This is a genomic window from Jannaschia aquimarina, assembly GCF_000877395.1.
Classification (GTDB): domain Bacteria; phylum Pseudomonadota; class Alphaproteobacteria; order Rhodobacterales; family Rhodobacteraceae; genus Jannaschia; species Jannaschia aquimarina.
The window spans coordinates 1-11,773 of sequence record NZ_JYFE01000063.1; the positions used below are offsets into that span (position 1 = coordinate 1).

Consider the following 11,773-nt stretch of genomic DNA (forward strand, 5'->3'; position numbering starts at 1 on the left):
GATCAGCCGGTCGTCGCCCGCGCCGCCGCGCAGCGTGTCCGCGCCGCCGCCCGCCATAAGAACATCGGCCCCGTCGCCGCCCTCGAGCACGTCGTCGCCTTCGGCGCTCACGAGGCGGTCCTCGCCCGCGCCGCCCTCGAACTCGGCGCGCAGCCCGAGGCCCTCCTCGACCGAGAGGCGATCATCACCGTCCCCGCCGTCGGCGACCACCTTCTGCGCGCCCGAGAACCGTTGGAACACCCCGAAGGCCCGCACCGCGACCTCGCCGACCGGGGCGGGCGGATCGCCCTCATCTCGGGGCACCGCAGTGACGGCGAAAGCTTCGTTCACGGCGGTCGTCTCGATGGCCGGCGTCGCGGGGTCGTCCTCGACGGTGCCGGCGAGCGAACGGTTCACCGCTTCCTCGCCGACGTGTAGGATGAGGTCGGTCCCCTCGGGCCGCGCGAGGCCGCCCACCTCGCCCTCGGCGGGCGGCGGCAACTCCCCGAAGCCCGCCGCGCCCTCGGGGCACAGCGGATCGACGCCGAACTGCGCGATGACCTCGCGACCCAGATCGACCCGTTTGTCGTAGGAGAAGAACCCGAACCCGATGCGAACTTTGGCCGAGAGTTCGGCCACCAGCGACCCGGCGGCGGCACCGAAGAGGCACCCATCCGCGTCCACGAGGTAGAGCTTGTCGGTGCCCGTCCCGCTGTCGGCCAGGCCCAGGGCGGCACTGCCGACGAGGCCGCCAGTGGCCGACGCGCGCGCCACGCCCAGTTCCAGCGCGACGTCCAGCGCGACCCCGAAGGACGCCGAGGCGATCTTGTTCGCCACGTTCGGCGCCCCGGTCGGATCGGAGGTCAGCGCGCCCGAGACGTAGAATCCGTCCTCAAAGCCGAACCCGTCCGGACCGGCGCCGCTGGTGTCGTAGCCCACCGCGAAGCGCGTCGCGAGACCGAGCGAGCCCTGGAGCGTCGCGACGATGGGCAGCGGTACGAAGGGGATCGTCACAAACGGCACCGATGGCGTCTCGAATGCGATGAGGGGCGTCGTGTACTTGATCAGATCGACCGGCTCCGCGCCGGCGAAGCCGTTTAGGATCAGCGCGCTCGCCGCCTCTAGGAGCGCCTCGGGCGATTCGAGGAACGGCGCCTCCAGCTTGCCGTCCTCTCCGGCGCCGGACGATTGCCGGATCGCGGGCGCGCCGCGGGTCAGGTCCGCGAGGTCGGCCAGCGAGGCGGCGATCTCGTCTGCTGCGCCCTCGTTGCGTCCGGTCGTGAGGGTCCCGTCCGCCAGCGTCGCGCCGCCCAGGACCAGCGGCTCGTCGGGGGCCACGACGCCCCCCTCCTCGCCCGCGAGTTCGCGGACCTGTTCGCGCATATACTTGAGCTGCTTGTACGCCATGATGGCATCGATGGCCGCGGACAGGTCCGGGCCACCCGGGAAGTTCTGCGCCGCCAGCAGAAGGTCCAGCACGGTGAAGTCGGGGTCGAGCTCTTCCTCTCGACCTTCGTCCAGATAGGGCGTGCCGTCCGGATCGAGGTCGGTGCCGTCGAGCAAGGAGTCGAGCACCGGGATCGGCGCATCGACGAGGTCGAGAAGCTGCCGCAGCGGGGCGGTGTCCGTGACCTCTTCGAGTTGGGCGAAGATGCCGTCGAGCAGCTTAGCGATCGAGCGCAGATCGACCTGCACGTCCCGCACCGCCGCGATCGTGCGCACGCCGCCGTCCGGATCGTAGGCGATACCCGCCTCGATCACGCCCGAAACCTCAGGCAGGATCGGAAAGGTCGTCCCCGCCACGGTCGCGGTCACCGGATCGGTCTCGACCGCGAGGCGCACCCCGGCGCGCCCCTCCAGTGCGACCTCGGGGACGAAGCCACCGCCCTGCGTCAGGTCGGCCGTCACCACGAGGTCAATGTCACTTTCGCCCTCCGGCCCCTCGACGCTGCGCGCCTGCGCCGCGAGAACGCCCAGTTCGGCCTGTCCTTGCGCACGTACGTCGCCCGAGACCCCGAGAACGAACTCGGTGCCGCGGGCGGGTAGGAAGGTCACCGCCTCCGTCGCCGTGGCGGCCCCGAAGTCCAGAATGAACGGCAGGTCGTAGCCGAGTTCGATCGATAGGTCGGCTGCAGCGTCCACCCCGAGCGAAAGCCCGTCGATCCCCAAATCCCCCGCCAGCGCGAGGTCCGTGGACGTTGCAAACTCGGTGCCCGAGATGACGACGACGATCTGCGAACTCGGACCCGCATCACCTTCAAGGTCGAACGACGGCGGAGACTTCCTACCGCGCGCGCCGGGCGCCGCCGAGACAGCGTCGGTCGACCCGCCGTCGACAATCTCAACCCCGTCGATCTCGTCCAGAAGCTCCGCTGCACGCGTCGCGGCCTCGACCGCCGAAAGGCCCTGAGCCCGGGTCTCGGCGTCCACGGTGCGGAAGACGCGGGCGATCTCAGAACTCTGGTCGTCCAGGCGTGTTGACGCATCCTGCCCGACCGACGCGACGGCATCGTCCGCCGACTGGCCCACGACCGCGACGTCCCCGGCAGGGGTGTCGAGCGACAACGCGCCGACCGCAGTTTCGAGTTCTGCAAGGCTCTGCGACAGGCTCGCCCCAAGCGCACCGACTCTCGGTGGCAAGATCGGCACGAACCCCAACAGGTCGACATCGGCGACATCGGCCTCGAAGCGCGCGAACTCGACGCCCTTCAGAAAGTCCGTTTCCCCCGGCGCGCCGCCTGCCGTCTTGCGGGCAACGCTGACTTCGTATTCCAGAAACCTGGTGGGCTGGATGATATAGTCCGCGACGCTCCCAGCGAAGACCGCGATATCGACCCCCTCGCCGCCGTCGATGAAGTCCTCCCCGGTGCCGCCGTTCAGCAGGTCGTTACCGTCCTCACCCTTCAGGACGTCGCTCCCAGCGCCGCCCTGTAGATCGTCGGCCAGGTTCTTGCCCCACAGGACGTCGTCCTCGCCGGCACTGATCAGGATGTTGCGCGCGTTCTCGACACCGACGAGTAGATCCTTCGTGACGGTATCCGGCTGCATACTCACCGATAGCAGCACTTCGAACGGCGTCGTGTCGATGGTCAGACTGACGGGATTGCTCGTATTCGGCACTGTAGTCGCCGCGTCACCGGCAAGGGCGAGATCAAAGGTTCGATTCTCGCCGTACGACTTGCCCGCGATCAAGGCGCCTACGTCGCTACCCGTGCCGCTATAGGACAGTTGCTCCGGCAGGCCCATTTCCCTAAGGATGTCGTTGGTCGCATCGACGGTCGCGCCCGAGCCGGACAGCGCCGATGAGTCGCTGGGCCATGCATCGTCTACGAGCGGATTTGGCTTCCACGCTGTCGTTTCACTGACGTGATGGACGAGTTCGTGCAGAATGACGGTGTAGAACGAATCGAAATGCGCCCGGCCGGACGGGTCGAGATAGGTGTCCTTCTTCGCATGGCCCGTCTTCAGATCGAAGTCGGTCGAGTCGATTGTCACATGAGTGGTGACCTGCTCACCCAATACGACGGGCGAGCGATTACCGTTGGTGTCGCTGATCGGGACACCGCTCGCGTTGGTCGAGACCGTCTCGTCCCGTATTCGCAGCTTCGGATCGCCGGCAGTCACGTCGGTCCGCAACGCGTCGATCATAGTTCGGAAGGTCGTCGAAGACGAATGGGCCTCCACGATTACCTTTCGCGTCCAGCCCAGGGCATCGCCCGAGAGCGCGGACAGATCGAAGAGCGGATCGAACTGTGCCCACAGACGGGCATCCGGGAATACGACGGTCTTCGGCATGTTCGGGATCCTCGGGACGTGCAGCCTCGGTACGGTGCATTTCCCTGAAGCGTGATCGTCCCGCGCCTGCGGAGCTATACCCATTTGGGATCACTGCCATCTTGCCGTTACGGAAGGATGCTGCTATGACGCTTATAACACCTTGGGGGAGGTGCGGTGCGTCACGATCCGAACATGGCCGAGCTGCTCTGGCGGCTCTCGGACGGCGAGTCTGTTCTCGAAGAGGCCGTGCAGGCCATCTCGGACGACATCGATGGCGCGACGCTCGCCGTTGGGTCGCTTGATCCAGTGCTCGACGGGGCGGGGGTACGGGCGGTTGCCGAACTTGACGGCCACGTCGGGGGGCGGCTCTGGGGCGATCTTTCCACGCCGAGCCGCAATCCGGCGCTGCGTTTCTTATCCAACAGCGAGCCGGGACGTCTTCTGCATTACCGACCGTGGATGTCGTGGGACACTCTTCGGCGGTCGGACCTCTACGAACAAGTGCTGGAGCCCGGTCGCATCGGGATGGAGTCCGCCGGTATGCGGCTGCCCGTGCCGGGATATGGCGACCTCCAGGTCTATTGCGGCCTGCGTCGTGAGCGCCCCTGGTTGGATCGCGCAACGCTCGTTCGGACGGAGAGCAGTCTGCGCGCATTGGGGCGGGCCGTGGGACACGGGCTGCGGCGGCGGGGTGTACGGCGCACGGGGGCCACCGCGTGTACACATGCACTCGACGCAACCTTCGTGATCGGGGCCGACGGTCAGATGCTGAGCCGGACCGGGGCCGCCGACAACCTGATCGCCGAGGGAGTGCTTTTACGCATGCGAGAGGGCATCACGCATTGGGTGGACGCACGCGCGGCGGAGGCGGTTCGGCCGCTCATCGCCGCAGCGCTGTGTGGCGATGAGCGGCGGGGCGTGTTCCCGCGTGGGAGGCGGATGCTTCTCGTCCGAACCTTCCCCGGTCCCTCCTCCGACAGGCGACCGACGGTCGTGCTGGCTGCCGGATGGGCGCGTCCGCCACAGTGGTCGTCGCACGACCTCCGGGTGGCCTATGATCTCACACCGCGGGAGGCACAGGTCGTCTTGGGAGTTATTGCGGGACGGACGCCGGACCAGATCGCGTCCGGGGCCGGCCTGAAGGCCGCATCCGTCCGAATGTACCTCAAGCGCGTCTACGCCAAGACCGAGACCCGGGGACAGGTGAATCTGCTCGCGATGCTAGCGGGAACGCGGGAGGTCGACGGATCCTGACGGCCTGCCCTCTCGGCGTTTCGTCGCGATGTTTCGGATGGGCATACTCAGAGGAACGTTCCTTCAGGCCCGGGCCGCGCGGACGATTCCATCGGCGTCGATGCCGAAGTGTCGGTAGAGGTCGGCGACGGTTCCGGTTTGTCCGAAGTGTTCGACTCCGAGCGAGGTGGTGCGGTGGCCGTGGACGGCGCCGAGCCAGGCCAGGGTGGCGGGGTGGCCGTCGAGGACCGTGACCAGCTGCGCGTCGCGGGGTACGGGCGCCAGCAGACGCTTGATAAGGGAGGTGGCACCTTGGCCCGCGCGCCACGCCGCCTGCGCCGCCGTCCACCCGGCGTTGAGCCGGTCGGCGGAGGTGACGGCGAGGACGGCGACGTCCCGCCCCGGCGTGGCGATGCGGTGCGCGGCGGCAAGTGCCTGGTCGGCGACGGCGCCTTGGTAGGCGATCACGGTCGTGGTCCGGCCCGTGGGCGGGCGCCACCAATAGGCGCCGTCGACCACGCCCTGTCGCCAGTCCTTGTCGGCCCTTATCCCCGGCTGTTCCAGAGGTCGGGTGGATAGGCGCAGGTAGACCGACCCGCCAGTCGCGTCGCGCAGCCACGTGTGGGGGTCGGGCCCCGCATCGCCGTCCCGCTGCATGTAGTCGAAGGCCCACGCCATGATCTCGGCCGTCTCGTCGGCGAAGGCGGGTTCGAAAGCGGCGAGGCCGTCTTGGCTCAGGCCGATCAGGGGCTGCGCGATGGATTGGTGCGCCCCGCCCTCGGGGGCCAGCGAGACGCCCGAAGGCGTGCCTACCACCATGAAGCGGGCGTCCATGTAGCAGGCGTAGTTCAGGGCATCGAGCCCGCGGCTGACGAACGGGTCGTAGAGCGTGCCCACCGGCAGCACGCGCCGCCCGAAGAGGCTGTGCGACAGACCTGCCGCCCCCAGCAGCAGGAACAGGTTCATCTCCGCGATGCCCAGTTCGATATGGCTGCCGCCCGGCCCGAAGCGCCACTTCTGGGTGGAGGGCACGCGCGCCTCGGCGAAGACGTCCGCGCGATCCTCGCGCGCGAAGAGACCCCGGCGGTTCACCCATGCGCCGAGGTTCGTGCTGACCGTGACGTCGGGCGCGGTGGTCAGGATCGCGTCTGCGAGCGGGCCCCCTGCCCTGGCAATGCCGTCCATGACCTTTCCGAAGGCGGCCTGGGTGCTGATCTCGGCATCCGGCACATCGATCGCCAGGCCCACCGGCACGGCGGGCGCGGTCAGCCGACGGGGGCCGCGGGCGAAGAACGGCGCGGCGCGCAGCGTCTCTGCGGCGGCGGGCATGTCCCACTCCGCGCTCTCGGCCACGCCCATCGCCGCCTGCCAGTCCGCGAACTGGGCCTTGGTCATGAGGCCCGCGTGGTTATCCTTGTGCCCCGCCAACGGCGTCCCCCAGCCCTTGACCGTGTAAGCCAGGAACACCGTCGGCACGTCGTCCTCTGTGGCGGCGTCGAACGCCTGGCATAGCGTGCCGAGGCAGTGCCCACCGAGGTTCTCCATCAATGCGGCGAGGTCCGCATCGTCTCGCGCCTCGATCAGCGCCGTCACCTCCCCCTGATCGCCCAAGTCGTCCATCAGCCGCGTGCGCCAGGCCGCTCCGCCTTGATAGGTCAGCGCCGAGTAGTCGGCGTTCGGACAGGCCTCGATCCACGCCCGGAGCGCCGCGCCCCCCGGCTCGGCGAAGGCCGCGCGCTGCAGGGCGCCGTGGCGCAGGCGCAGGACGCGCCAGCCGAAAGCGTCGAACACCTTCTCCACCCGCTCCCAGAGCCCCTCGCGGACCACACCGTCGAGGGACTGGCGGTTGTAGTCCACGACCCACCAGACGTTGCGCAGATCGTGCTTCCAGCCCTCCTGCAACGCCTCGTAGACGTTGCCCTCGTCCAACTCGGCATCGCCCACCAAAGCCACCATCCGGCCCATGGGCCAATCGGGGCAGGCGTGGTCCTTGGCGTGCAGCCAGTCCTGCACCAGCGATGCGAAGGACGTGATCGCGACCCCGAGACCCACCGAGCCCGTTGAGAAGTCCACGTCGTCCACGTCCTTGGTCCGGGAGGGATAGGACTGCGCCCCGCCCCAGCCGCGGAACCGCTCCAACCGGTCGCGGTCGATGTTGCCCGCCATGTAGTGCAGCGCGTGGAACACGGGGCTGGCATGCGGCTTCACCGCCACCCGGTCCTCGGGGCGCAAGCTATGGCCGTAGAGCGCCGTCAGGATTTGTACCATGGACGCCGACGACGCTTGGTGCCCGCCCACCTTCACCTCGCCCTCGGCCTCGGCCTTGGGCCGGACGTGGTTCGCCTGGTGGATCGTCCAGTGCGACAACCATAGCGCCGCGCGCGCGACAGGATCGAGAGGGTGGTCGGTCATAGGCCTTCCAAGGCTGCGTCGACGGCGGCCCGACAGTGCAGATCCGTCGTGTCGAAGAGCGGCAGGTTCGGCAGGCCGTCCTGACGCATCAAGGTGAAGATCTCGGTGTAGCCCATAATGACGCCCTCCGCTCCCTCCTCGGCCGCGAGGCGACGGGCGATGGTCTCGTAGCGGGTGCGCGAGGCGTCGCGCACGTCGAAGCGGACCAACTCGTCGAAGATGATGCGGTCGATCTCGACCCGCTCATCGGTGGAGGGCAGGACGACCTCCACGCCGTGCCGGTCGCGGTAGCGCTCGGCCAGATGGGTCAGTTCCATCGTGGGGCGCGTGCCGAAGAGCGCGACACGACCCAACCCCGCCGCACGGATGGCCGCGCCGGTCGGGTCGGCGATGTGGATTAGCCGGAGCCCGTGGCGATCGGCGATCTCACCCAGCGGGGGGTGGAGCGTATTGGACACGCAGAGCAGCAGGTCCGCCCCGCCCGCGGCCAGCCGCGCGATGTGGCGGTCCATGTACGCCGACAGCGTCGTCCAGTCGCCGTCGCGGACCAGCGCCTCGATGTTGCCGAAGTTCATGCCAGCGATCAGCGTCTCGGCGATGTCCCAGCCGCCGAGACGGGCGTTGGCGAACGCATTGATCCGCTCATAGTAGGCGCCCGTGGCGACGTTCGACGCGCCGCCGAGGATGCCAATCACGCGTTGCGCGAGGGGTCTGTCCATCATGGTCCCTTTCTCGTCGAGTCGATCCGCCTGGCCCGCGTCCGATACTACCAGACCTGAGGTGGCGGGTTTCGCTAAATCGGCCTGCGCCCGTGCGTTCCGCGCTGTAATCCGCTACCTTCCCCTCAGGCATTGGAGTGTTCCGCCATCGATTCCATCGACCATGCCATCCTTGCCGTTCTGCGCACGGACGGACGCGTCAGCACGCAAGCTCTCGCCGAACGCGTTGGCTTGTCGCCCACGCCCACCGCGCGGCGTGTGCGGGCGCTCGAACGAGCTGGCATGATCCGCGGCTACGGAGCGCGGCTCGACGAGGCCGCGATGGGGCGTGGCTTCGCCGTCTTCGTCTCCGTTAAGCTCGATCGTCAGGTGGAGGACGCGCTCGCGGCCTTCGAGGGCGCGGTGCAGACCATGCCAGAGGTCATGGAATGCTGGCTGATGACCGGCGGGCGCGATTACCTGCTGCGCGTGGCGACCAAGGACCTCGCCGCTTTCGAGCGGTTCCTGACCGGCCGCCTGACCCGTGTGCCTGGTGTCGCAACGATCGAGAGCGCCGTGCCGCTGCGCGAGGTCAAGCGAACCTGAGAGCCCCTAGCGCGGCCGGTTCAGCGCCAGGCATACGGCGAGCCGAGCGATGGTCACGGCGGCGAGGCGGTTGACGAGGCGCAGAAACGTCCAGCTCGTGGTGTGCGCCGACCGAAAGCGTCTGAGCGCGATCACAATGACACCCATCCAGAGTACCGCCGACATGCAGCCTAGCGTGGCGGTCGGGGCTGTTTCAGCCGGGCCTCATCGGGTGACAAGGCCAGAACCGACCCCCCTGTGACTTTTCACGATAAATGGCACTGATTTTTGCACGTTATTTGGCACTCTCGGTGCGCTGTAGTGTGCGGTAGATCGTCGGCCTAGAGACGGCGAAGACGTCTGCGAGGTCACTGATGGAGTAGTCTCCGGTGTCGTACATGCGGCGCAGCTCGCGGTGCTGTTTTTCGGAGAGCTTGGGTTTCTTGCCGCGCAGTTTTCCTTTGGCGCGGGCGATTTTCATGCCTTCGCGGGTGCGCGTTCGGATGAGGTCGGACTCGAATTCGGCGAAGGTGGCGAGGATGTTGAAGAACATCTTGCCCATCGGGTCTGCAGGGTCGTAGACCGTCGCGCCCAGGGCAAGGCGAACGCCACGTTCGGCGAGACCATCTGCGATGGTGCGGGCATCCGGGGCTGACCTGGCCAGCCGGTCAAGTTTGGTCACGACGAGAGTGTCACCTTCTCGCACCGCCGCGAGCGCCTGGTCGAGTCCGGGCCGCGCGCGGGTTCGACCCGTGAGGCCGTGGTCGGTATAGATGCGCTCCGGCTCCACGCCGAGGGCGATGAGCGCCTCCCGCTGCGCGGTCAGGTCCTGTTTGTCGGTCGAGCAGCGGGCGTAGCCAATCCGGGTCGTTGTCATCATTCAGTCGTACGATAGAGCTACCTCTATTGCAAATTAATGCGTACTATTCATGTGATACACGATGACCTCAAAGAAACCGGACCTCGCCACCTCCCTGACAAACCGTCCGCTGGACGATCCTCTTACGGACAGCCTGGCCGCTTTCTCCGATGCGGCTCGCGGGACGGCGATGGAGCGTTTCCGGATCCTGCAACCGCATCTTGATACTGATGTGCCACTGACGGAAGTGGCGCGTGTATCTGGGCATTCGATCCGGACGTTGCGCCGGTGGCTGACTCGGTATCATGACGCTGGGCTCGTCGGGTTGATGCGGCGCGGGCGCTCCGACGCAGGACACCGGAAACTGCACGCCGATTTGGCGCACCGGATCGAGGCGCTTGCAGTGCAGAAGCCGCGCCTGTCAGCGGCTTCGATTCAACGACGCATCGCGGAGGTGGCAAGGGCGGATGGCCATCCCGCCCCATCATACGCGACAGTGCGCAGGGTAATGGGCGCTCTCGATCCCGCCATGCTGTGCCTCGTCCATGAAGGTCCAACCGCATATCGCGACAGGTTCGAGCTGATCCATCGGCACCGCGCCGAGCGGCCCAATGCCGTTTGGCAAGCGGATCACACCCAGCTCGATCTTCTGATCCTCGACGCCAACGGCGAACCCGCCCGGCCCTGGCTCACTATCGTACAGGATGACTATTCCCGCGCGGTTGCGGGCTATTCCGTGTTCCTGGGCACGCCTTCCGCGCTGCAAACCGCGCTCGCATTGCGCCAGGCGATCTGGCGCAAGACGGCCCCGGATTGGCCGGTCTGCGGCATTCCCGGCACGCTCTACACCGATCATGGATCGGATTTCACAAGCCAGCATCTGGAGCAGGTGGCGGCTGAGCTGCGCATTGAGCTTGTCTTCTCGGCCGTCGCGCGCCCGCAGGGGCGCGGCAAGATCGAACGGATATTCGGCACGGTAAACACCGAGCTGCTACCGGAGCTTTCGGGCCATCTTGCGGAAGGCAAAACACGACGCCCACCTGCACTCTCGCTTTCAGAACTGGATCAGGCTGTCGGGCGCTTTTTGGTCGGTACACACAATGCGCGCCGCCATAGCGAGATTGGCATGACCCCGAATGCCGCCTGGCGCGGCGACGGCTGGCTGCCGAACCTGCCCGAGAGTGTCGAGGCTTTGGACCTGTTGCTTCTCACCGTTGCTAAAGCTCGTCTCGTGCGCCGGGATGGCATCCACTTCCAGGGTTTGCGCTACATGGACCCGACGCTCGCGGCGTTTGTCGGTGAGCATGTCACCATCCGCTATGACCCGCGCGACATGGCGGAAATCCGGGTGTTCCACCGGAACCGCTTCCTCTGCCGCGCGATCAGCCCGGACCATGCCGGACGCACCATTTCTCTCAAGGACATTCAGCAGGCCCGCACGGCGCGACGACGCGCCTTGAGGCAGGAGATCAAGGGGCGAACTGGGTCTGTGACCGACCATTTGTCGGACGCCGATCACGAGCCCAGGCCAAAGCCTTCGGCAAAATCCAAGCTTCTGCTCTACAAGGAAGACCGGCGCACATGACGAGCACCACCTTCATCGAAACCAGCGCCCATAAACGCTTTGTCGAGTTCGCGCGCACCGTCCGGAAAGATCGCACCATCGGGCTTTGTTACGGTCCCGCCGGTGTCGGTAAAACCCTCTCCGCCCGGCGATACTCCAAATGGGACATCGCGGAACCGCTGCTGGAAAGCTGGGGACCACGCGATCCCTCCGATGAAAAGGTCTATGCCGCCCTAGCGCGGTCGCGCACCGTCTTCTACACGCCTCCGCTGGCAAGTGCCTTCGCCGCATTGCGCAAGGACCTCAACAAACTCCGCAACCGTGTCGAGGCCTGCATCGATCAAGCCCTCGATCCGCAATCCGCTCAACCAAGAAAACCGCGCGGAGGGCATACTGAGCTGATCATTGTCGATGAGGCCGAGCGCCTCACCAACAGCGCCCTGGAATACCTGCGCGACCAGTTCGACCGATCAGAGATCGGGCTGATCCTGATCGGCATGCCCGGCATTGAGAAACGCATGAGCCGCTACCCACAGCTTTACAGCCGCATCGGTTTTGCCCATCCATATCCGCCGCTCTCGCGCGACGAGATGGAGTTCATCTTCAGGAAATGACCTGCTCCCCTCTGAGTCCGCGTTTATGAGTTAGCTCTGTTCAGGGTTTGGT

General features: G+C 66.8%; 9 protein-coding genes. 4 read left to right on the forward strand and 5 right to left on the reverse strand.

What is annotated here, in order from left to right; all coding sequences use genetic code 11:
- The coding region (locus jaqu_RS21980; protein WP_043920278.1) for a hypothetical protein at positions 1–3,774 on the reverse strand (3,774 nt) is incomplete at its 3' end.
- Positions 3,775–3,930: 156 nt separating this feature from the next.
- Between jaqu_RS21980 and jaqu_RS17355 the strand changes: the two genes are divergently transcribed.
- The gene (locus jaqu_RS17355) at positions 3,931–5,010 is read left to right on the forward strand and encodes a helix-turn-helix transcriptional regulator (protein ID WP_141134402.1); all 1,080 of its coding nucleotides are present in this window, start codon (positions 3,931–3,933) and stop codon (positions 5,008–5,010) included.
- A gap of 63 nt (positions 5,011–5,073) precedes the next feature.
- On the opposite strand, the gene jaqu_RS17360 is transcribed toward jaqu_RS17355, so the two are convergent.
- On the reverse strand, positions 5,074–7,401 hold the full coding sequence (locus tag jaqu_RS17360) for a hypothetical protein (protein WP_043920280.1): 2,328 nt from the start codon (positions 7,399–7,401) through the stop codon (positions 5,074–5,076).
- A complete protein-coding gene (locus jaqu_RS17365) occupies positions 7,398–8,123 on the reverse strand; it encodes an aspartate/glutamate racemase family protein (RefSeq protein WP_043920281.1) in 726 nt (241 codons plus the stop codon). Before jaqu_RS17365 ends, jaqu_RS17360 begins: the two co-directional genes overlap by 4 nt.
- 144 nt (positions 8,124–8,267) lie before the next feature.
- On the opposite strand from jaqu_RS17365, the gene jaqu_RS17370 reads away from it, so the two are divergent.
- The gene (locus tag jaqu_RS17370; protein WP_212668562.1) at positions 8,268–8,705 is read left to right on the forward strand and encodes an Lrp/AsnC family transcriptional regulator; all 438 of its coding nucleotides are present in this window, start codon (positions 8,268–8,270) and stop codon (positions 8,703–8,705) included.
- Positions 8,706–8,711: 6 nt separating this feature from the next.
- Here the strand turns inward: jaqu_RS17370 and jaqu_RS21735 are convergent, their stop codons facing one another.
- On the reverse strand, positions 8,712–8,870 hold the full coding sequence (locus jaqu_RS21735; RefSeq protein ID WP_161793891.1) for a hypothetical protein: 159 nt from the start codon (positions 8,868–8,870) through the stop codon (positions 8,712–8,714).
- A 109-nt stretch (positions 8,871–8,979) separates the two neighbouring features.
- A complete protein-coding gene (locus jaqu_RS17375; RefSeq protein WP_236687890.1) occupies positions 8,980–9,564 on the reverse strand; it encodes a recombinase family protein in 585 nt (194 codons plus the stop codon).
- Positions 9,565–9,625: 61 nt separating this feature from the next.
- Here jaqu_RS17375 and jaqu_RS17380 point away from each other — a divergent pair, with 61 nt between their 5' ends.
- Together jaqu_RS17380 and jaqu_RS17385 are read left to right on the forward strand one after the other, a co-directional pair.
- Complete coding sequence (locus jaqu_RS17380) at positions 9,626–11,128, forward strand: Mu transposase C-terminal domain-containing protein (RefSeq protein ID WP_201774382.1); 1,503 nt, start codon at positions 9,626–9,628, stop codon at positions 11,126–11,128.
- The gene (locus tag jaqu_RS17385) at positions 11,125–11,721 is read left to right on the forward strand and encodes an AAA family ATPase (protein WP_052501046.1); all 597 of its coding nucleotides are present in this window, start codon (positions 11,125–11,127) and stop codon (positions 11,719–11,721) included. Before jaqu_RS17380 ends, jaqu_RS17385 begins: the two co-directional genes overlap by 4 nt.
- Positions 11,722–11,773 lie beyond the last annotated feature (52 nt).